This window comes from Bradyrhizobium sp. AS23.2 (assembly GCF_001908185.1).
GTDB lineage: Bacteria > Pseudomonadota > Alphaproteobacteria > Rhizobiales > Xanthobacteraceae > Bradyrhizobium.
The window spans coordinates 16,166-34,865 of sequence record NZ_LGHM01000057.1 but is presented as its reverse complement, the minus strand read 5'-3'; the positions used below and the strand labels follow the sequence as shown (position 1 = coordinate 34,865).

At 63.3% G+C, this 18,700-nt stretch carries 22 protein-coding genes and 2 pseudogenes; 15 read left to right on the top strand and 9 right to left on the bottom strand.

The window, feature by feature from the left end; all coding sequences use genetic code 11:
- Positions 1–271, bottom strand: a pseudogene (locus AC630_RS13985) (LysM peptidoglycan-binding domain-containing protein); the annotation flags it as partial.
- A gap of 172 nt (positions 272–443) precedes the next feature.
- On the opposite strand from AC630_RS13985, the gene AC630_RS13980 reads away from it, so the two are divergent.
- Together AC630_RS13980 and AC630_RS13975 are read left to right on the top strand one after the other, a co-directional pair.
- Positions 444–1,136 carry a hypothetical protein gene (locus tag AC630_RS13980; RefSeq protein ID WP_074119098.1) on the top strand — a complete coding sequence of 231 codons (693 nt, stop codon included), beginning with the start codon at positions 444–446 and terminating at the stop codon, positions 1,134–1,136.
- Between the two features lie 234 nt (positions 1,137–1,370).
- Positions 1,371–4,031, top strand: a complete 2,661-nt coding sequence (locus tag AC630_RS13975; RefSeq protein WP_074119097.1) for a bifunctional diguanylate cyclase/phosphodiesterase — start codon at positions 1,371–1,373, stop codon at positions 4,029–4,031.
- A gap of 34 nt (positions 4,032–4,065) precedes the next feature.
- Here AC630_RS13975 and AC630_RS13970 read toward each other — a convergent pair whose 3' ends face one another.
- Complete coding sequence (locus tag AC630_RS13970) at positions 4,066–4,980, bottom strand: c-type cytochrome (RefSeq protein WP_083636258.1); 915 nt, start codon at positions 4,978–4,980, stop codon at positions 4,066–4,068.
- Between the two features lie 47 nt (positions 4,981–5,027).
- On the opposite strand from AC630_RS13970, the gene AC630_RS13965 reads away from it, so the two are divergent.
- Entirely contained in the window at positions 5,028–5,351 is a 324-nt protein-coding gene (locus AC630_RS13965; protein WP_083636257.1) for an ABC transporter permease, read from the top strand.
- 386 nt (positions 5,352–5,737) lie between these two features.
- Here AC630_RS13965 and AC630_RS42865 read toward each other — a convergent pair whose 3' ends face one another.
- A complete protein-coding gene (locus AC630_RS42865; protein WP_083636256.1) occupies positions 5,738–6,061 on the bottom strand; it encodes a hypothetical protein in 324 nt (107 codons plus the stop codon).
- Between the two features lie 366 nt (positions 6,062–6,427).
- On the opposite strand from AC630_RS42865, the gene AC630_RS13960 reads away from it, so the two are divergent.
- Genes AC630_RS13960 through AC630_RS13950 form a run of 3 tightly spaced genes read left to right on the top strand, consistent with a single transcriptional unit; the run spans position 6,428 to position 7,313 of the window.
- Positions 6,428–6,691: a hypothetical protein gene (locus tag AC630_RS13960; protein WP_074119100.1), complete on the top strand. Its 264-nt coding sequence runs from the start codon at positions 6,428–6,430 to the stop codon at positions 6,689–6,691.
- Positions 6,688–6,984 carry a hypothetical protein gene (locus AC630_RS13955; RefSeq protein ID WP_074119096.1) on the top strand — a complete coding sequence of 99 codons (297 nt, stop codon included), beginning with the start codon at positions 6,688–6,690 and terminating at the stop codon, positions 6,982–6,984. Before AC630_RS13960 ends, AC630_RS13955 begins: the two co-directional genes overlap by 4 nt.
- A gap of 50 nt (positions 6,985–7,034) precedes the next feature.
- Positions 7,035–7,313: a DUF1488 family protein gene (locus AC630_RS13950; RefSeq protein ID WP_074119095.1), complete on the top strand. Its 279-nt coding sequence runs from the start codon at positions 7,035–7,037 to the stop codon at positions 7,311–7,313.
- A gap of 206 nt (positions 7,314–7,519) precedes the next feature.
- On the opposite strand, the gene rpsU is transcribed toward AC630_RS13950, so the two are convergent.
- Positions 7,520–7,795, bottom strand: a complete 276-nt coding sequence (rpsU, locus tag AC630_RS13945; RefSeq protein ID WP_074119094.1) for a 30S ribosomal protein S21 — start codon at positions 7,793–7,795, stop codon at positions 7,520–7,522.
- Between the two features lie 435 nt (positions 7,796–8,230).
- On the opposite strand from rpsU, the gene AC630_RS13940 reads away from it, so the two are divergent.
- The 3 genes from AC630_RS13940 to AC630_RS13930 all read left to right on the top strand — a co-directional run bounded on the left by AC630_RS13940 (position 8,231) and on the right by AC630_RS13930 (position 9,052).
- Positions 8,231–8,440 carry a cold-shock protein gene (locus tag AC630_RS13940; protein ID WP_074119099.1) on the top strand — a complete coding sequence of 70 codons (210 nt, stop codon included), beginning with the start codon at positions 8,231–8,233 and terminating at the stop codon, positions 8,438–8,440.
- Positions 8,441–8,536: 96 nt separating this feature from the next.
- Positions 8,537–8,779, top strand: coding sequence for a transcriptional regulator (locus AC630_RS46935; RefSeq protein ID WP_074119093.1), 243 nt, complete (start codon positions 8,537–8,539; stop codon positions 8,777–8,779).
- A gap of 51 nt (positions 8,780–8,830) precedes the next feature.
- Entirely contained in the window at positions 8,831–9,052 is a 222-nt protein-coding gene (locus AC630_RS13930; RefSeq protein ID WP_074119092.1) for a hypothetical protein, read from the top strand.
- Between the two features lie 192 nt (positions 9,053–9,244).
- Here AC630_RS13930 and AC630_RS48300 read toward each other — a convergent pair.
- From AC630_RS48300 to AC630_RS47800, 4 genes and pseudogenes are all read right to left on the bottom strand, one after another.
- Positions 9,245–9,319: pseudogene (locus tag AC630_RS48300) on the bottom strand (DUF6894 family protein); the annotation flags it as partial.
- Positions 9,320–9,505 carry a hypothetical protein gene (locus AC630_RS13920; RefSeq protein ID WP_074119091.1) on the bottom strand — a complete coding sequence of 62 codons (186 nt, stop codon included), beginning with the start codon at positions 9,503–9,505 and terminating at the stop codon, positions 9,320–9,322.
- A gap of 57 nt (positions 9,506–9,562) precedes the next feature.
- Positions 9,563–9,868: a hypothetical protein gene (locus AC630_RS43810; protein WP_143198037.1), complete on the bottom strand. Its 306-nt coding sequence runs from the start codon at positions 9,866–9,868 to the stop codon at positions 9,563–9,565.
- Positions 9,869–10,247: 379 nt separating this feature from the next.
- Positions 10,248–10,370: a hypothetical protein gene (locus tag AC630_RS47800; protein WP_283808423.1), complete on the bottom strand. Its 123-nt coding sequence runs from the start codon at positions 10,368–10,370 to the stop codon at positions 10,248–10,250.
- Between the two features lie 330 nt (positions 10,371–10,700).
- Between AC630_RS47800 and AC630_RS46230 the strand changes: the two genes are divergently transcribed.
- From AC630_RS46230 to AC630_RS13905, 3 genes are all read left to right on the top strand, one after another.
- Positions 10,701–10,838, top strand: a complete 138-nt coding sequence (locus AC630_RS46230) for a hypothetical protein (RefSeq protein ID WP_208867011.1) — start codon at positions 10,701–10,703, stop codon at positions 10,836–10,838.
- Positions 10,839–10,962: 124 nt separating this feature from the next.
- Entirely contained in the window at positions 10,963–12,078 is a 1,116-nt protein-coding gene (locus tag AC630_RS13910; protein WP_074119089.1) for a lactonase family protein, read from the top strand.
- A 192-nt stretch (positions 12,079–12,270) separates the two neighbouring features.
- Complete coding sequence (locus AC630_RS13905; protein WP_074119088.1) at positions 12,271–13,161, top strand: efflux RND transporter periplasmic adaptor subunit; 891 nt, start codon at positions 12,271–12,273, stop codon at positions 13,159–13,161.
- A 236-nt stretch (positions 13,162–13,397) separates the two neighbouring features.
- On the opposite strand, the gene AC630_RS13900 is transcribed toward AC630_RS13905, so the two are convergent.
- Entirely contained in the window at positions 13,398–14,246 is an 849-nt protein-coding gene (locus AC630_RS13900) for a caspase family protein (RefSeq protein WP_074119087.1), read from the bottom strand.
- A 422-nt stretch (positions 14,247–14,668) separates the two neighbouring features.
- Here AC630_RS13900 and AC630_RS13895 point away from each other — a divergent pair, with 422 nt between their 5' ends.
- The 3 genes from AC630_RS13895 (at position 14,669) to AC630_RS13885 (ending at position 18,698) form a co-directional block, all read left to right on the top strand.
- The gene (locus AC630_RS13895; protein ID WP_074119086.1) at positions 14,669–16,399 is read left to right on the top strand and encodes a hypothetical protein; all 1,731 of its coding nucleotides are present in this window, start codon (positions 14,669–14,671) and stop codon (positions 16,397–16,399) included.
- Positions 16,400–16,662: 263 nt separating this feature from the next.
- Positions 16,663–17,403, top strand: coding sequence for a thermonuclease family protein (locus AC630_RS13890; RefSeq protein ID WP_074119085.1), 741 nt, complete (start codon positions 16,663–16,665; stop codon positions 17,401–17,403).
- A gap of 107 nt (positions 17,404–17,510) precedes the next feature.
- A complete protein-coding gene (locus AC630_RS13885) occupies positions 17,511–18,698 on the top strand; it encodes a pyridoxal-phosphate-dependent aminotransferase family protein (RefSeq protein ID WP_074119084.1) in 1,188 nt (395 codons plus the stop codon).
- The last annotated feature ends 2 nt before the right edge of the window (positions 18,699–18,700 follow it).

Below are 18,700 nucleotides of genomic sequence, written 5' to 3'. Positions count from 1 at the left end.
CGGCCGGCGCCGGGGACGCGGCCGGCGCCGGCTGCGTGCTGGCGGCAACCTTGGACTCTTCCGGCTTCGACTCCGGCGTGATCTCGATCTTCGCTTCAGCCTTGGCTTCAGGCTTTGCATCCGGCTTGGCGGCGACGGCACTGCCGGTCTTGAACTCGTCCTTGGCCCCGCCCGGCGAAAGTCGGCGCAGCTCGGTGGGCCCGATCACCAGCACGGTACCGACCACGGCGAGGAGACAGAATGCAATGAGGGCCTTGGTAGCGGTCATCATCGGGAAATGAACCTTCGATCGCAAAATAGCCGATGGCGGCAACCTGCGCCGATTTCGCCACGGCAGCAAGACTGTCAATGGGATGATCTCATAGTGCCTCGGATGAACCGGCGCGGCCTCGTCGGCGTCAAATGAGCAAGGTCGCATCGCGGCATTTTTTAAGGATGTTTCCGTGCACGCATTTTGCCGTCCCGCGCCATGGCTGGCGCTTGCCCTGACGCTGGCGGCGTCAGGCGCATTGGCCGCCTCCGGCCCGCCGCCGGGTTTCACGCTCACCGACGATGCCGACCTCGGTTTCACCTCGCCCGACGGAGCCACCAAGCTCGAGCAGTACATGAAAGATGGCGGGGATTTCGACGTCAAATGGCAGGTCTGGGCGCGGCGCGGCGAGCAGATGACGGAGCTGAAACCGGAGCAGGGCTATCCGGCCGGCTTCCGCTTCACCAGCGACTCGCAATGGCTGGTACGGATGCAGAAGACCGGCTCCGGCGAGCAGGACCTCTATCTCTACCATGTCGAGAAGGGAGCCTTCGTGAGCGCAACGCGGAAGTCGCTCAGCGAGCTCGCCTGGGCCTATTTCCACAGCCGGCCTGACACGAAGAGGATCAAGCTCGACTACCACATCACCGCCAATCTCGCGAAAGGCACCGAAGAGGCCTATCGCTGGCTCGGTGTGAACTGGCCCGACAACCGCTACCTCGTCATCTCGCTGTCTGGCGAAATGGACAAGCATCCGAAGAACGTCATGGTGAAGGGGCTGGGCGACTGGCGCTGCCGTTACGACCTCAAGACCGGGACCTTCGACGTGCCGGCGGTGTTCGCCAAGAGCAATGCGGAAGCGCTGAACTGGGAGATCCGCCGGTGAGGTTCCGCCCCCTCCCGTCCGGGACGACCTCGCTCGGACAAGAATCCCGAAAACAACCCCATGCAAAGTAGGACCGCTGGGCGGGGTGGCGACGCCTAACCGCGCCTGCCAACCGGCTTTCCGCCGGCGGGGGCGCCAACCTTCTGATTCCGCTCCGATTCATATTTTCCTAACCCTTACTGGTAACGGGCTCTTGTCGGTTTTGCTGCATCTTGCATCCCACGGGAGGGCTGGATGGGCACATCGATCCGATGGAGCGCGCGGATGCGCGCGTTGCTTCGCCGTTGGCGCGGGGCGCCGCTGACGTGGCTGATCGTCGGCGGCTTCGTGCTGATGGTTGCAATGGCCATCGGCACCGCGCTCACAGTCGATCGTTTCCGACAGAATGCGATCGAAAGCGGCCGCGACAGCCTGGAAAGCTCCGTGCTCATGCTCGCCCGGCATTTCGACCGCGAGTTCGAGGATTTTTCGGTGCTCCAGAAGAGCATCATCGCGGAACTTGAAAGCCACGGCATCGACTCGGCGGACGTGTTCCGCAGCGAGATGGGCACGCTCGCGATGCACGAGGTGCTGCGCAACAAGGCCAGCGGCTGGTCCGACGTCGCCGGCGCCAATGTGTTCGATGCCAACGGCGTGCTGATCAACTCGTCGCGGCGCTGGCCGGTCGCCGACATCTCGGTGTCCGACCGCGGCTATTTCCATCGCCTCAAGAGCGATCCGGCGTCGCAGGAAGAGGTCGAGGTCGTGCCCGGCCGGTTCGGCAAGGGACCGGCGATCGTGCTCGCGCGGCGCGTATCCGGCCCGCACGGCGAATTCCTCGGCATGGTCTCGCGGGCCATCTCGCCGGACCAGCTCGAATCCTTCTTCGCCTCGATCGGGCTCGGCGACGAATCCTCGATTTCGATGCACCACCAGAACGGACAGTTGCTGGCGCGCGTTCCGCATGTCGACGACATGATCGGGCAGAACTACCGCAACGGCACGCCCGAGCAGAGGGCCGTGTTCGAGCGCACCTCCGTCACGACGCAGCTTGCAAGCCCGATGGATGGCAAGGACCGCATCGTCGCCTCGCGCATGCTGACCGGCGAGCCGCTGGTCGTGGTCGCGACCAAGTCGCTGGACGCGACACTCGCCACCTGGCGCACGCAAACGAAGTTCTTCGTCGCCGTCGCCGTGTTGTCGATCGGCCTGCTGGTGCTCACGCTCTACCTGATCTTCCGTCAGATGATGCACCGGCTCTCGGTGGAGAAGCAGCGGCTCGACACTGCCCTGAACACCATGACGCAGGGTCTGTTGATGTTCGACCAGGACGAGCGGCTCATCGTCTGCAACCGGCGCTACATCGAGATGTACCGGCTCTCGACCGACGTGGTGAAGCCTGGCGCCTATTTCCGCGACGTGATCCAGCACCGCCACGACACCGGCTCGTTCGAGGGCGACGTCGATTCCTATTGCGACGGCGTCCTGAGCAGCGCCGGTCGCACGCAGAGCGCCGTCGTGGAGACCACCGACGGCCGCCTGATCGAGATCAAGAACCAGCCCGGCGCGGCCGGCGGCTGGCTCGCGACCCATGACGACGTCACCGAGCGCATCCGCGCCGACGAACGCATTGCGCATATGGCGCATTACGACGCGCTGACCGACCTGCCCAATCGCGTGCTGATGCGCGGCCATCTGGAGCGCCGCGTGGCCGAGCTTGCCGAGGGCAAGCCGTTCGCGATCCTGTATATCGACGTCGACGAGTTCAAGGGCGTCAACGATTCGCTCGGCCACGAGGTCGGCGACGAGCTGCTGCGCCAGGTCGCCAACCGCCTGCGCGCCTGCGTCAGCGGCAACGACCTCGTCGCGCGGCTAGGGGGCGACGAATTCGCCATCGTCAAGGCCGGCACGAACGACCAGGCCGAGCTGACCGCGCTGGCGGAAACGATCCTCAAGGCGCTGCGCGCGCCCGTGAACTGCAAGGGCCAGGAGGTTCCGACCGATGCCAGCATCGGCATCGCGATCGCGCCGGATCACGGAGACAATCTCGACGATCTGCTCATGCGCGCCGATCTCGCGATGTATGCGGCCAAGTCCGAGGGCCGGCGCACCTTCCGCCTGTTCGTGCCCGAATATGACGCCAAGGCACGGCTGCGCCGGCAGCTCGAGCTTGATCTGCGCCAGGCGCTGACGCGCGGCGAATTCGAGGTGCACTACCAGCCGCTGGTCGACCTCGCGGCCAATGTCGTCAACGGCTGCGAGGCGCTGCTGCGCTGGCGCCATCCCGAGCGCGGCATGATCTCGCCCGCCGAGTTCATTCCAGTCGCGGAAGAGACCGGAATGATCGGCGAGATCGGCGAATGGGTGCTGAAGCAGGCCTGCCTTGAGGCCGCGAGCTGGCCCGGCCAGATCCACGTCGCGGTCAACGTCTCGCCGGTGCAGTTCCGCGCCAAGACGCTGGCGCTGAAGGTCGCCGCGGCGCTTGCGGAGTCAGCCCTTACGCCCGGGCGGCTCGAGCTCGAGATCACCGAGACCGTCCTGATCCGCGACGACGCGGAAGCGTTGACGATCCTGCAGCAGCTCCGCGAGCTCGGCGTGCGCATCGCGCTCGACGATTTCGGCACCGGCTATTCCTCGCTGAGCTATCTGCACCGCTTCCCCTTCGACAAGATCAAGATCGACCGCAGCTTCATCAGCGACATCGGCGAGCCCGAGGATTCGTCTCCGATCGTGCAGGCGGTGGTGCACATGGCCGCCGCCCGCCACATGGCGACGACGGCCGAAGGCGTCGAGACCGAAGCGCAGCGCGAGGTGCTGCGGCAGCTCGGATGCAGCCAGATGCAGGGCTGGCTGTTCAGCCCGGCTGTGCCTGCGGCAAAGCTGAAGCAATTGCTCTCGACGCAGGCGGCGGCTTAGCGCGCGCATCGGCGCAGCGCAGGATAGGATCACGTTAATTTTCGAGACGCGCATCTGACGGCTTCGGGTCTTTGGGCCAATCCTTGAGCTTGTCCGGAAAATCCGGGCGCGGCATATGCGAAAAATACTCGGCAACGTCCACCGCGTCCTGATCCGAAAGGCCGCCTTGCCCGAGCGGGAATTTGTCATTGAAGCCGATCGGCATGTTGCGCTTCACGAACGCTGCCGCCGTGTACGTCCGCGCCATGCCGGCACCCACGTTGAATGAGCGGTCGCCCCAAAGCGGTGGGAACACGAGGGCCCCATCGGCCCGCCTCAAGCCTTCACCGTTCTTGCCATGGCAGGCTGCGCACTGCTCCACATACACCCGCTTTCCGTTCTCCACGTCGGGCTTGATCGTCCTGTCAATCTTGCCGATACCACGCCCGGGGACCTTGTCTCCCGGCTTAAATTCTTCCTTCATCCAGTCGAAATAGGCCACCATGGCTTTCAAATCCGTCCCATCCAACGGCAGCACCACGCCGTTCATGGAGCGCCTGAAACATCCGTTGATGCGCTCTTCGAGCGTTATGACCTTGCCTGCGCGCGGGGCGTAGCTGGGAAAGAAGGCGGATACACCGACGAATGGCGAACCGTCCGCCACCGTGCCGGCGTTGAGATGACAGCTGTTGCAAGTCAGGTCATCGCCAACGTGCTGAGGCAACAGCGTCCGGGTCTCAAGATGCAGTCGCATGCCGCGTACCACCTCTGTAGCATTGGGAGCCGCGAGCATGTCCGCGAGGCGCGGCGTTTCAAATTTGGAGGAATCCGTAGTCTTGGGATCAAGCTCGGCACGTATCTTGGCCACATCAGACGAAGTCACCGGCTTGGCGTTGTTGCCCCAACTGCTGCGCAAGAAGCTCAGAACTTCCGCCACCTCCTGATCCGAGAGCCGGGCAAAACCCGGCATCGTCCAGACGCGCGGGCGTTTCGCTGGTCGTTGGCGGCATTAGCATCATGAACATCATGCTGGTTTCAGTGACCGAGCGTACCCGCGAAATCGGTTTGCGTATGGCGGTCGGGGCCAGCCGCCGCGACATCCGGTGGCAATTCCTGATCGAAGCCTTGCTCTTGGCGCTGATGGGAGGGCTCGTGGGCGCAGTGTCAGGAGCCGCTGCGGCAGTCGTAATCGCGTGGAAAGCTGGTTGGCCTATCCTCATCAGCCCGTGGGCAATCGTCCTGGCTTGCGGATTTGCGGGGTTCATCGGAATTTCTTTTGGCCTCTATCCCGCCCATCGGGCCGCGCGGCTTGATCCAATTGTGGCCCTGCGCTTCGAATAGGCGATGGGCTGAAATTGGGTCTAGCTTCTCTGCGCAATGGGATTTGCCTTGCGCACTTTGTTTGGCGCACATTGACAAATTGTTGGCACGAACTGCCAAGACACGATTTCGCCCTTCGACTAAGGCGCGCCGGTTATCCCAGTGACGGGTGCAACCTCGGCAAGGATCGATGACCAATCAACCACCAATGCGTGTCTTCTTTAGCTGCTTGTTTTGCGGTGCGGTATATAGCGCCATCCAGATAAAGCAACCGGTCGTCGAAAACGGCCGCTTCAATTGTAAAGAGTGCAAGCGAACGCTCCATCGATGGTGGAGCGGATACGACTTTACAGATTGGATGGGGCCGCTCAAACCGTAGCGGGCACTTCGCTATTCTCGGCTCGTTGCTATTTCTTCTTTGCAGGCCCGAAATCCGGCTGCCAGGCGACTTCCTTGCGGCTCGGGGCCGCGACGATCACCTTGGCTTTTTCCTTCTTCGGCTTCTTGGCTTCGCGATTGCTGCGTTGCTGGCCCTTCGCCATGTCGCTCTCCTTTGGTGGTTTAAGTCCGTCGAATTCATCCGACTGCAGCACCCGTCCACGCGGTGTGCAGACCCTGACGTCCATGCAGCCTTCGCAGAGTTTCCGTGCGAGGCGCTGCGCGACCGTCGCAGTGCCGCGGCCGAGATTGGAGCGTATTCGTTGGTCCCGCTGACCAGATACGGCACGCATGTTGCCCTAGCCATTGAGGACCGCGGCTCCGCATACGAGAAGGAGAAGCAACAGCGGAGCGATCACCGACGGCACAATCGGTTCCGAGATGCGATAACGTGACATCGAACGCTCCTGCGAAGCCTTCGGCGGGAGCACACGTGCCCCTCAGTCACCGGTCGGAGCCGTTGAGAAGTGCGGTGATGGCGGCGATCCTACGCCCCCGCCGAGCCAATAGCGAACGTTAAATGCATCGCAGGCTACGGTCGCGCTGTGACATCATCGTCGCCGGCACGGTGACGATAGTGCTGGCTATTGCAAAGCGAAGCGCGCATGCTCGTCACAACCGGCGTCGGTTGGGGCTTCACTTTGCGAAAGGCAGCGTGCATGACCACCCGCTCGCGGCGAGAAACCGTCACCTTCAGGCATCCGTTCCGCATCCGCGGCATCGATCGGCTTTTGCCCGCCGGCGCCTATGAGGTCGTCACCGACGAGGAAACGATCGAGGGACTGTCCTTTCAGGCCTGGCGTCGTGTCGCCACGATGATCACCGTACCGGCAGAAGGCATGCGCGGCTCCACCGAACTGCTGTCAATCGGCTCGGTCGACCTTGCGGATGCGCAACGAGTCGACGCGAGCGCCGCCCAATGACTGACCGTCCGATAGATCTCGACAAGCATCGCGGCATGGCTGCACAGAAGGCGACCGATCTGCGCCGCGCGCTGGCCGAGGTCGAGACCCATGTCAGGGAGCTGCGCGAGCGCGAGGCCGATCTCGAGAACCGCATGATGACGGTGCCCGCCGCGTCCTGGCCGGAGGCCGCCGTGAAGGCTCGCCACCTGCTGAACCTCTATGCCGCAAGCCTGCCCGTCGAGGACACGCGCCACCGCGCGCTGGTCGCGGCGCTGTTCGACGATTTCGCCCGGCTCGGCGGGGATGACTGAAGCGGCAATGGCCGCTCGCGCCAGCAAGCAATCGCGTAAAGGAGTATGTCATGACACTGACCAGCGGCCGCTTTATCAGCCATGAATACGACCGGATGATCGTCCGATTCTCGATGCACGATGGGAACAGGGAGATTCCTTGTGCGATCTCGACCTCTGCGATGGACTATCTCGAGCGCGGCCCGCAGGCGAGGCCCGAGCAGCGAGAAGCGCAGTTCACCCGCCTGCGCGATCGCATCGAAGCACGCGCGGCAAGCAAATATCGCGCAACAGAGTTCGAAGGTACGCCACCCGGGATTGTCCTACGAGGCATCGATTTCAGGACGTAGGCACTCGGGAACGACCGGAGGAGCGATCGGAGCGCCTCTATCGATCGGCTTCTCAGTCCCGGTCGAGTTCTTCCTTGTGGAACCATCGGCGTTAGAGCGAACGAAACTCCGCAGGGGCTTCAGCGAGCGACGCTTCGCATCGCCCGGTCAGTAGCAGTCGCAGAACTGTCTACCCTATCTTCTAACCCCTGAGACTGAGGTCCTCTTTAGTCCGCCCGTGCTTTGACCTCCGGCAAGGGCGGCTTGCGCTCAAAAGGCTTCCTCTTCGGCGGCGCCGGCAGCAATCCTTCTCGGATCGCCTTCTTCCGAGCGAGCTTGCGGGCTCGTCGCACAGCTTCAGATTTCTCGCGGGTCTTTTTTTCCGACGGCTTTTCGTAGGAACGCCGCTGCTTCATTTCCCGGAAGACGCCTTCGCGCTGCATCTTTTTCTTGAGAACACGGAGTGCCTGCTCAACATTGTTGTCCCGGACAAATACCTGCAATTATTCCTCCTCGATGGGGCTGCAAATTGCGGGACGTCCTGCATGGCAGCCAATTGCGCAGGAGCATCATTGCGATTTCGAGGATGGTGGCGGTGACATTCGTCGCCAGCTTCGGATAAGCCGATTTTGTCACAGCGCCGCGACTTCGTGGTATCAACGTGACCACTGTCGTGCAGCCCTGTCAATCGATAAGGCCCTGCTTACACGTCGACAGCCTCCTTCGAAGTCTCTCGATCGGGCACCAAAGCTGCCTGATGGAATAAATGGCTCCCCTCCTTGCTAAAACGTGAGGTTGATATATATTGAGTGAGTTCGATCAGCCGCTGTGCCTTGTTGATTGCGCCCGCGGGCTCCTTTTCCAAAGACATCGACGAAGTTGAAGGTTATCGCGTGATTGTCACGCGGCACGCGCTTGTGCGCGCTTTGGAGAAGAAAATGGCGACAGGTACTGTTAAGTGGTTCAATGCCCAAAAGGGCTTCGGATTCATACAGCCGGACGACGGCGGCAACGATGTGTTCGTTCACATCAGCGCCGTCGAACGAGCTGGTCTTGCAGGTCTTGGAGAGGGCCAAAAGGTCAATTTCGAGGCCAAGACCGACAAGATGCGAGGCAAAGTCAGCGCTGAGAACCTCTCGCTGGCTTGATATCGTGGCGCCGTTTCACGGATGTACTGAAACGGCGTTATGCCCGCTCGATCTCCGGATTGAGCGGGTTTCCTCCATTGAGGAGCGGCGTGAAGGATGAGCGCCAGGAAATCGGCAGAGCCGTCACCCGAAGGCATTGCGCGTTCCGATCGCAAGCGCCTGGCGGCTGAAGAGGGCGCGCGGGCATTGGCGGATGTCGAAAGGCAGGCCATCGCGGTTCGCGCCAACATGACGCGGCTTCGAGAAGCGCGCGAGGCCAAGGAAGCGGCTGACGCAGCCCTTCAAAGAACTTCGCCAACGCCCACGGCGACGAAACGCTCGAGAAAGCCGCCGCGATAGCCGTCTTCAAAGTCGTCAACGGAACGTTGAGGGGCCGTCACATGCCGGAGAGTGCGGATGGTGCCTAGAGTCAAGCCGGAGGACGGAACCATCACTTTCTTTCTCGCGTTCGGCGCAAATCGACAGATGTGCCGGCTTGCAACGACGTTCAACACGCAGAAGCAGGCCTTCAGCTACTTGCAGAAACATCGAACGGAATTCGAGCGTATGGCGCGGGCGCGTCTTGCTTCGGGAGAACTCGAAGACGGGATTGTCATCCTGTCGATGCTGTAGCGAGGTTATCAATAGCACTTTGGGCGCGCTCAATTGATCGGGTGAACTCTTTCGCAGACGATTTTCGCTCTCAGGATGAGGCCGCTCGCATCCCGAACCTGGATGGCCCAAGCCATCGATGCTCGCGAACGTTTCAAGCTCTTTGGCCATGTCGGCCAAAGATAGTGTCGCTTCAGTCTCAGCGGCCCATTGACCGGGCAAATCCGGGCCTTCTTCGTCTACGACGAGCAACTCGCCATCCCAGATGTCAAAGTAGAATTGCGACACCTAAGGCGTCCGATCGGGCCGGCTTTTTCGCTCCGCTTCCCTGGCCAACCGCTCAGCCTTCAGCCGTTCCCGATTTGCGTGGAAAGCCTGTTGCGCTTTTTCGTAGTCCGTCGTGGTCTTCTCTGGGATTTGCTTGAATAAACTATTCGCCTTATTCACCGCAGGCGATTGAAATTGCTTTCTCATCGCTTGTCCTCCTTTGTCTTGAAGCCGTCCGCTGTCGGCGGCTTCTCGTTGCTCGGATTATTTCTGCATCGACTTGCTGGGCTTGATCGACTTGTTGTGGTCGGTCGACTTGCTGCGCTTGGGCCGACCAATTCGCACGCGCTCGAACTCCTCGGGTCCATCGAGCAGATCCCGCTTGCGAGTTGCCCGATCACCCGCTGTCGTCGTTGTGTCGCCCAGGCGATCAATCGCATTGCCAGCCATTTTGCGAGCACGCCGCTTCTGTAGATCCTGATCGGCGCTCACCGTCAGTCCCAGTTCGACCAGGCGACTAGCTGCCTCGGATGAGCAAGGCTTGTCATTCTGGTGGGCCATCCATGCCATGATGGCTCTCAGCAAGGATTCCGAGGGTCGAAAGTGTACAACCCGATCGAGGGTGGAACGGCCTACTGGCTTTCTCATCGGGCCCGCACAGTTCGCAGGCAGATATGCCGTGGTTGCCCGCCGGTCGACAGATGTCGGAATACCAACAGACAATCACCCGATGTGTTCCTGCCGTGATCACCGCACCGAACCGCGTCGCCGCACCATCGTCTGGCCCGATTACGTCAGCGCGCGTCATGATCCGCTGCTTCATGCCCGGAAGCATGACATAAAGCGGTCCGGAAACGGAGGCGAATCCAGACCGGACCTCGGACCGCGAACTTTGCCGCGAAGGCGAAGCAGCGATCGGGCAGCATAACGTCCGCGGAAGGCGGAAAGTTCACATCAGCCGTCTTGCATCGCGCACTTCGGCGAATTCGGCGTCGGGGTGGCTGACGATGGTGGCGACCATGACGCCGCTGATGATCAGCGACCACGCGGTGTCCCAATAGATCCAAAACATGTGCCTGCCTCCGTTTCGACGTCCTCCGCCCGCGGGATCAGGATAACGGCAACGCAAGGCTGCCGTTCCCGGCGCGATTGCGGCACGACGATGTGCGGGTGAAGCGCGGGGTTATCTTTGATTGGTCGGCGGTGGAGCACGATCGGTTTGACTGGTGTGGCGCTTTGCCACGACGTCCTCATCGTGCGGCCCCTTGGCGTGGACGCGGCGGTGGTTCGCAATTGCGTGAGCTGTTTTCCCCTGTGAATGAGTTCATAGGATCGTCGCCGTTTGCAGTGCACTATCGCAGGCGCCGGGGGCATCAAGATTTCAACTGACGGACTTGGCCTGATGCGGAAACGACTCGTCGCCTGGACAATTCTGACCTGCGCGCTGCTAGCGGTCGCGGTGTGGAGCCTGCTCGGGCCGCCCGAATATGCGTCCGGCCCGCAACTGCCGTCCCGCAGCCTGACAGCGGCGGTGCGGTAGCTCCTCAGCACAGCCGATACAATTTCGGCATTGATCGATCCCAACTGGAATTCGGTGCGGCGGCGCGCCTCCCGCTATCCTCCACGGCAAAACGACAATGCCGCACCGGCTTAAGGAGGAGCCCATGCTGAAATCGACCCGCCGCAGCGCGCCACGCGCTGCGATCGCCACCACCCTCACCTTCCTCGCCCTCATTTCTGGAGTCCGCGCCGGCATGGCCGAGACCTTCGCCTATGTCGGCAACGCCGACAGCAACGACATCAGCGTGTTCAAGATGGCCGAGAGCGGCGAGATGTCGCCGGTGCAGACGGCCACGTTCACCGGTGTCGACAAGCCAGGCTCCTCGACGCCGCTCGCGATCACGCCCGACCACCGCGTGCTGATTGCCGGCGTGCGTTCGCAGCGGTTCCTCGCGGTGAGCTTTGCGATCGATCCCAAGACCGGCCAACTCAGCCATATCGGCAACGGGCCGCTCGCCGACAGCATGGCGAACATCGCCAGCGACCGCAGCGGCAAATTCCTGTTCAGCGCCTCCTATGGCGGCAACAAGGTCGCGCTGAATCCGCTGCTTGCAAACGGCGTTGCCGGCGAGCCGAAGCAGGTGATCCCGACCGGGCTGAACGCGCACGCCTTCCTGCCCTCGCCCGACAACCGCTTCGTGTTCGCAACCAATCTCGGATCCGACCAGGTGCTGGCCTTCGCGTTCGACGCCACAGCGGGCACGCTGACGCCCAGCGATCCGCCGGCGATCAAGGTGCCGGAGAAGTCGGGGCCGCGGCACTTCGTATTCCATCCCAATGGCAAGTTCGTCTATCTCATCCACGAGCTGAACGGCGACGTCGCAGCGTTCAGCTATGAGGCCAAGATTGGCGCCTGGACCGAGATCCAGCGCATCACCGCGCTGCCGGAGGGTTTCAACGGAAAACCCTGGGCCGCCGACATCCACATCACCCCGGACGGGCGCTTCCTCTACGCCTCCGAGCGCACCACCAATACGCTCACCGCCTACAAGGTCGATGCGACCAGCGGCAGGCTGACCACGGTTGGCAGCGTCCCGACCGAGAAGCAGCCGCGCGGCTTTCACATCGATCCCTCGGGGCGCTATCTCGCCGCGGTCGGCGAGCTCTCCGACAGCATGACGGTCTATGCGATCGACCAGACCAGCGGCGCGCTCGGCAAGCTGAAGTCCTACGCCACCGGCAAGAAGCCGAACTGGGTGGAATTCTTGAGCCTGCCGTGAGGGAGGCGGTCCAACCCTCCCCCGGAGTGGGCGGGTAAGAGCGGCGAACCTCTTTGCTTTCGCGGCGACTAATTCAACGGGTGGCATCGCGCCGCCCGCGTTGCTGCGGCATTCTCATCCGGGTCCGCCCATGGCCCGCCGCGGCCGCTTCTGCTATCGATGAGGCCGTCAAGGCCCCAACCGGAATGACCGATGCGTCCATTGCCTGCGCGTTCCTTTTCCAGACCTCTCGTTGCTCTCACCGGATTGCTGTTGCTGTCCGCCCAGCCCGTGCTGGCCGCCGATGACGACGCGCCCAAGGGGCCGGCGGTCACGGTGCTGAAGGTCGCAAAATCCTGCTTCTCCGACATCGTCGAGGCCACCGGCACGATCATCGCGCGCGAGGAAACGTCGGTGCGGCCCGAGCGTCCCGGCCTGAAGGTGATTGAGGTGCTGGCGGAAGCCGGCGACACCATCACCGCCGGACAGGTGCTGGCGCGCCTCGCGCTGCCCGAGGGCGGTACGCTTCAGGTCGCGGCACCGGTGGCGGGCGTGATCGCCACATCGACTGCGCAGATCGGCGGGCTCGCCTCGGCCAAGGGCGAGGCGCTGTTCACGATCGTGGCGCGCGGCGAATATGATCTCGTCGGCCTGGTCGCGACCACCGATATACGCAAGCTCGCTGTCAATCAGCCGGCAACCGTGCGCATCGCCGGCGCCGGCGATATCGACGGCAAGGTGCGCCGTATCGGGCCGACCGTCGAGCCGAACATCCAGCAGGGCATGGTCTATATCGGCATCTCGTCGCAAAAGCGGCTGTTGCTGAATGCGAGCGGGCGCGCGCTGATCAAGACCGGCCAGAGCTGCAACGTCGCGGTGCCCCTGACCGCCGTGCAGTATTCCTCCGCCGGCACCGTGGTGCAGGTGATCCGCCGCAACCGCGTCGAGACCAAGCGCGTCGAGCTCGGATTGATGTCAGGCGGCAATATCGAGGTCCGCGATGGCCTCAACGAAGGCGATGTCGTCGTTGCCCGCGCCGGCGCGCTGCTGCGCGAAGGCGATCCCGTGCGCCCGGTGATGGCGAGCGCGGAAGCCGCGAAGTAGGTTTTCGCCGCACCGTCATTGCGAGGAGCGAAGCGACGAAGCAATCCAGAGTCTTTCCGCGGAGGAACTCTGGATTGCTTCGCTTCGCTCGCAATGACGATGTAGGTTCAGATGCGGTCTATGCACGCAGACCGTAGGGTGGGCAAAGGCGCAAGGCGCCGTGCCCACCATCTCCAAACATGCGATAAAATCGGTGGGCACGCTCGCTTTGCTCACCCTACAATTGCCGCGGAAAACTAGCCGCCGGCTTCGCCGAAATGGACGTCTTCGAGCAGCGAGGAGGAGACGGTCGGGACCTGGTCGCCTTCGGAGGCGCGGGAGATGGCGACGCGGGTCTTGTTGAAGACGCCTTCGGCGCTGCCCTGCGCATTGAGGTTGTTGAGGAACTCGCTGACCAGCACGCTGTGCTCGCCCTTGCCGTCTTCGGCGACCTTGCCGGGCGAGGCCGAGGAGAGGATCAGCGCGTTGTCGGTCGCGCTGATCGGCGCGAGTCCGTGGCTGTAGGAGCGGAAGCGGCGCTCATAAGGATTGCGGCGGGAAGCATCGACGACGACGAGCTTGGCCTTGGCGCCCTGCTCCTTCATCATGTCGAGCACGCCGTCGATGGAGACGCCCTGGCGGCGGACGTCGCTTTCCTTCCAGATCACGGCATCGACCGGCAGCATGTAGCTCTCGCGGCCGGCCTGCACGCCGAAGCCGCCGAAGAACAGCATGACGACCGTGTCGGGCTTGATCCGGGACTTCAGGCGGTTGACGGCGCGGACCATGTCGTCCTTGGTCGCGTCTTCCACCATGTCGACGTCAAAGCCGTTCTTGCGCAGCGCCGAGGACAGCGAGCGGGCGTCGTTGATCGACTGCGTCAGCGGCGCGTTGGCGTCGGGGTAATGTCCATTGCCGATGACGAGCGCGAGGCGCGAGGACTGGCCGATCGAGCCCGTGACCTGGTCGGTCGAGACGGCCTTGGCGGCATCGAGCGTGCGCATGTTGAGGGCAGCATGGGCGCCGATCACGAGCGACACCGTGCCGATGAGGGCCGCGGCGACTGCGATCGTGCGTCGGGAAATGTCGAGCTGCTTTACATTCATCTCGCTTCATTCCTGTCAGTGCCAAAGACCAGCCCAGCGCGCGCACACTGTTTGAGTAGCGCGATAGCGTCTTTCGGTTTGAGGGATTGGCCGGGGACGTGCCCCCGAACTGCGCGCAATTTGCGGCGCCGCACCAAACAAATCCTTAACCGGATATAGTGTCGCGGGCAATAGATTGCCAAAAAATTGAACTAAGCCACTGAATTAATTGGTTAATATCCCAAGCTAGATTTCTGCTTTTTTGGGTCCTCGTAGCCTTCCGGAGGCCGGTCATGCAGCCCTCATGCCGGTTTTTCCGTGACGTTCATCACATTTGTTTTTCTCGCGAATCCGGGTAGCTTTTTCAAAGACTTGTTGGGGGTGGCGCGCAGATGGGAGCGTGCCGGCCGGCCCCCGGCCAAGGCCCCGCGACCAGGTATTTCATGAGCTTTCATTATTTTGCCGGCGCCGCCTGCCGGGCGCTGACGGCGCGAAAAGACGGTCCCTCGCTTTACGATGTCTGCGATCCCGTGCTGGCGGGCCCAGTCGGCGGCGATCCGCATCTGGCCAAATTCTACAAGACCGCGCTCGGCAATCCCGCACTGCGGGTGCTGCTGCGGCGGGCCGGTCTGCCCGAGCTGCGTAACGAGACGAAGCTGACCCGGCTGCGCGAGGCGCTGGTGCGCGCCCGCGACGAGACCGAGCCCGACTGGGCCGCTGTCGGCCAGCCCGTCGCCGAACTCGTCGACAGCATCGCGCTCGACCATCCCAAACCGCCGCCGGCATTGTTCGCCGGCGCCATGCCGCCGCCAGCGCAAATCGACAGCGTGATCCGCGACTGCGCGCAACATCTGCTCAGCTCGTATCGCAAGAACGGCTTTCTGCCGACCTATGCCGCCTTCAACCTGATCGGCGATCCCGACTTCCGCGGACGCGAGCTGATCATGGCGCTCACGGGCCTCAACGCGCGCGGCTACAAGAATTCCTCGCTTCTGTTCAACCTCGCCCGCGTCTTCATCGCACGCTCGCCCGCGGGCGCCGTGATCAATCCGCCCTGGACCGGCATTGCCGAGCCGATGTGGGAACCGGTGCAGATCCGGCACCGCTCGGCCTATTACGATGCGTTTTTCATCGAGGCGCTGCTGAGCTTTGTCGAGACCGGGCTCGCCTCACTGGCAGACAAGATTGAGGCGGAGCGCGCCGTCGCCGACATGGTCGATTTCTGTGTCAACATCAGCCGCGAAGAGGTCGAGGGCATCGACGGCGCACGATTCAACGTCATCACGGCGCTCGCGCCCGCGCCGCATCCGCGCTTTTCCCGCTTCTTCGCGCAGATCAAGCAGGACCTCGGCTTCGGCGTCTACGTGCCGGATTGCGACACCACGGCGTGCTCGATCTCTGCGGCGACACAGGCGGGCTGCACCGATCCGATCATCGACCAGCCGCTCTTGGATTTCTACACCGGCTACCAGGTGCGCGCCGGCGTCAACGAGCCTCGCGTGACCGTGCCGCTCAACGACAATATCGACTACGAGGGCGGGGTCGCCACCTGGATCGACAATCTCAGGGGCGAGCGGCCCTACGGCAATGATCTCGATCCGACGCTCAATCTCGATATTCTCGAGGTGAGCTTCCGCAACCTTGCGCGCTGGAAAATCCTGGAGACGCCGGCGCGGCTGGCCACCGTGCATCGCATCATCGGCTTCCAGAAGCGGCTTGCGGCAAGCGGCGCCTTCGCCAATCCGCGCTCGCACATCTACTATCTGCCGGAACTCTACAGCGCCTATTTCGGCCGCTGCTACGCGGCCTTCCTGGCGTTGCCGTTGGCGGCGCAGGCCGCGATCGACCCCAACGGCGATTTCGATTTCATCCGCCATCGTGTGCTCTCCTACGTCAAGGGCGAGCTGATGGCCGCCGAGATGAACGTGTTCGACGCCGCGCTCGCGCTGATCGCCCTCGGTCATCTCGGTGCCGACCCGCGCGCCTTCGCGCCGGCGCTGAACGTGATCGTCGCGAGCTTGGGCGAAGGCGGCCGCCGCGGCCCGTTCCGCGCCTATGAATGGAACAAGATGAAGACGCCGACGCGGATATTGGTCGGCGGACCCGAGGTGACGTCGGCCTTCGTGCTGATGGGACTGGCGGTGGCGAAGCGGGCGATGGCGGGGCGGGGGTGAGATCTCGTGCCCCGGACGCAGCGCAGCGCGCAAGCGGTGCGCTGCTGAGCCGGGGCCCATGCCGCCGAGACGTCAGCCCGCAGTTTCTGCGGTCCCGGCTCAGCGGAGCGGCGTTGCACGCCGCACCGCGTCCGGGACACGAGAGCTACCCGTCACAATGACGGGAAGTTGAAAGCCCATCTCTTAGGCGGGCGCTGGCCGAGTGGCCAAAAGCCGACCACAATTGCGGGGTCTATCGAGATTTTCATCACACGCGGACCGGCATGTTGCGAAAATTCCTGATTGCGCTGTCTCTGCTCGGCTTCTCCCTGCTCACCTTGCCGTCGCTGGCGCAGGCCGCCGACATTACCGGCACGGCAAAGGTCCGCGACGGCGATTCCGTCCTGATCGGCAACACGCGGATCCGGCTCGGCGGCATCGACGCGCCCTCGGCCGACCAGCTCTGCCTCAACACCAAGAGCGAGCGCTGGACCTGCGGCGTCGCGGCGCGCGACGAGCTCGCCAAATACACCGAGGGCAAGAACTGGGTCTGCCATGCCCGCTCGATCGACCGGCGCGGCCGCACCGTGGCGCACTGCGAGGTCGGCGGTGAGGACATCCAGAAATGGCTGGTGCGCAGCGGCTGGGCGCTGGCCTATACCCGTATCTCCCATGACTACGACGCCGACGAGGCTGCCGCGCGCGAGGCAAAGGCCGGCATGTGGCAGGGTGCCTTCATCGCGCCCTGGGACTGGCGCGTGCGCAACAAGAAGACCGCCATCCTGGGCGCGACCAAGCCGCCGGAGGGGGCGCATGCGGTGCTGCTCGCTTCGGCCTCCGGGCCGGTCGCGCCGTCGCCGGACTGCACCATCAAGGGCAACGTCAACAGCGCCGGCGAATGCATCTTTCACCAGCCGACCAGCCGCTGGTACGCGCAGATCAAGATGAAGATCAGCAAGGGCACCCGCTGGTTCTGCTCGGTGGAGGAGGCGGAGGCCGCCGGCTGCCGTGAGACCAAACGATAGGGGCCGTCAGGGCTGCATTTTACGTGCTTTTCTTGAGTCCCAGCGGCGCGTAAAAGTGTGATTCAGCAACGCATCAGCCTGTTCTCAAGCAACAAGGACCAACAGCAATGACCGTTCGCGCGGGCCGGGAATTTCTGGCCATCCCCGGGCCCACCACGATGCCCGACGATGTGCTGCGGGCGATGCATCGTCCGGCGATCGACATCTACTCCAAACAGATGACCGATCTGACCGAGAGCCTGCTCCGCGACATCTCGAAGCTGTTCGCGACCAAGGGCAAGTCCTACATCTACATCGCCAACGGCCATGGCGCCTGGGAAGCCGCGCTCAGCAACGTGCTGTCGCGCGGCGACAAGGTGCTGGTGCTCGAGAGCGGCCGTTTCGCGGTCGGCTGGGGCAATGCGGCGGCGCTGATGGGCGCCGAGGTCGAGGTGCTCAAGGGCGACTGGCGCCGCGCGGTACGGCCGCATGAGGTCGAGGAGCGCCTGCGCCGCGACAAGGAGCACACGATCAAGGCCGTCGTCGTCGTCCAAGTCGACACCGCCTCGGGCGTACAGAACGACATCGAGGCGATCGGCAAGGCAATCAAGGCGAGCGGTCATCCCGCGCTGTACATGGTCGATACCGTCGCCTCGCTCGGCTGCATGCCGTTCGAGATGGACAAATGGGGTATCGACGTCGCGATGTCCGGCTCGCAGAAGGGCCTGATGACGCCGCCCGGCCTCGGCTTCGTCTCCGCCAACGAGCGCGCGCTCGAGGCGCACAAGAAAGCCAACATGTCGACGCCCTATTGGAGCTGGAGCGAGCGCGAGGGCACCGAGCACTATCGCAAATATGCCGGCACCGCGCCGGTGCATCTGTTGTTCGCTCTGCGCCAAGCCATCGACCTCTTGCACGAAGAGGGTCTGGAGAACGCCTTCCGCCGCCACAGCCTGCTCGGCGAGGCCGCGCGCCGTGCGGTCGGGGCATGGTCGGAAGGCCAGGTGCTCGGCTTCAACGTCGCCGAGGCCAGCGAACGCTCCAACACCGTAACCACGGTGACCATGAGCAACGGCCATGATCCGGCGGTGCTGCAACGCTATTGCAAGGAGAAGTGCGGCGTCGTGCTCGGCACCGGCATCGGCGATCTCTCCGGCCAGGCCTTCCGCATCGCCCATATGGGCCATGTCAACGCCCCGATGCTGCTCGGAACGTTAGGGGTGATCGAGGTCGGGCTGAACGCGCTGAAGATCCCGCACGGCAAGGGCGGGCTCGAGGCCGCGGTTGCGTATCTCGGCGAAGAGGTGGCGGTGTAGGG

Bases quoted from the DNA above. Each gene is read 5' to 3' on its own strand.
- AC630_RS13975 (WP_074119097.1), top strand. From the start codon at position 1,371: ATGGGCACATCGATCCGATGGAGCGCGCGGATGCGCGCGTTGCTTCGC.
- AC630_RS13970 (WP_083636258.1), bottom strand. From the start codon at position 4,980: ATGCCGGGTTTTGCCCGGCTCTCGGATCAGGAGGTGGCGGAAGTTCTG.
- AC630_RS13965 (WP_083636257.1), top strand. From the start codon at position 5,028: ATGAACATCATGCTGGTTTCAGTGACCGAGCGTACCCGCGAAATCGGT.
- AC630_RS42865 (WP_083636256.1), bottom strand. From the start codon at position 6,061: ATGCGTGCCGTATCTGGTCAGCGGGACCAACGAATACGCTCCAATCTC.
- AC630_RS13960 (WP_074119100.1), top strand. From the start codon at position 6,428: ATGACCACCCGCTCGCGGCGAGAAACCGTCACCTTCAGGCATCCGTTC.
- AC630_RS13955 (WP_074119096.1), top strand. From the start codon at position 6,688: ATGACTGACCGTCCGATAGATCTCGACAAGCATCGCGGCATGGCTGCA.
- AC630_RS13950 (WP_074119095.1), top strand. From the start codon at position 7,035: ATGACACTGACCAGCGGCCGCTTTATCAGCCATGAATACGACCGGATG.
- AC630_RS13940 (WP_074119099.1), top strand. From the start codon at position 8,231: ATGGCGACAGGTACTGTTAAGTGGTTCAATGCCCAAAAGGGCTTCGGA.
- AC630_RS46935 (WP_074119093.1), top strand. From the start codon at position 8,537: ATGAGCGCCAGGAAATCGGCAGAGCCGTCACCCGAAGGCATTGCGCGT.
- AC630_RS13920 (WP_074119091.1), bottom strand. From the start codon at position 9,505: ATGAGAAAGCAATTTCAATCGCCTGCGGTGAATAAGGCGAATAGTTTA.
- AC630_RS43810 (WP_143198037.1), bottom strand. From the start codon at position 9,868: ATGGCATGGATGGCCCACCAGAATGACAAGCCTTGCTCATCCGAGGCA.
- AC630_RS47800 (WP_283808423.1), bottom strand. From the start codon at position 10,370: ATGTTTTGGATCTATTGGGACACCGCGTGGTCGCTGATCATCAGCGGC.
- AC630_RS46230 (WP_208867011.1), top strand. From the start codon at position 10,701: ATGCGGAAACGACTCGTCGCCTGGACAATTCTGACCTGCGCGCTGCTA.
- AC630_RS13910 (WP_074119089.1), top strand. From the start codon at position 10,963: ATGCTGAAATCGACCCGCCGCAGCGCGCCACGCGCTGCGATCGCCACC.
- AC630_RS13905 (WP_074119088.1), top strand. From the start codon at position 12,271: ATGCGTCCATTGCCTGCGCGTTCCTTTTCCAGACCTCTCGTTGCTCTC.
- AC630_RS13900 (WP_074119087.1), bottom strand. From the start codon at position 14,246: ATGAATGTAAAGCAGCTCGACATTTCCCGACGCACGATCGCAGTCGCC.
- AC630_RS13895 (WP_074119086.1), top strand. From the start codon at position 14,669: ATGAGCTTTCATTATTTTGCCGGCGCCGCCTGCCGGGCGCTGACGGCG.
- AC630_RS13890 (WP_074119085.1), top strand. From the start codon at position 16,663: ATGTTGCGAAAATTCCTGATTGCGCTGTCTCTGCTCGGCTTCTCCCTG.
- AC630_RS13885 (WP_074119084.1), top strand. From the start codon at position 17,511: ATGACCGTTCGCGCGGGCCGGGAATTTCTGGCCATCCCCGGGCCCACC.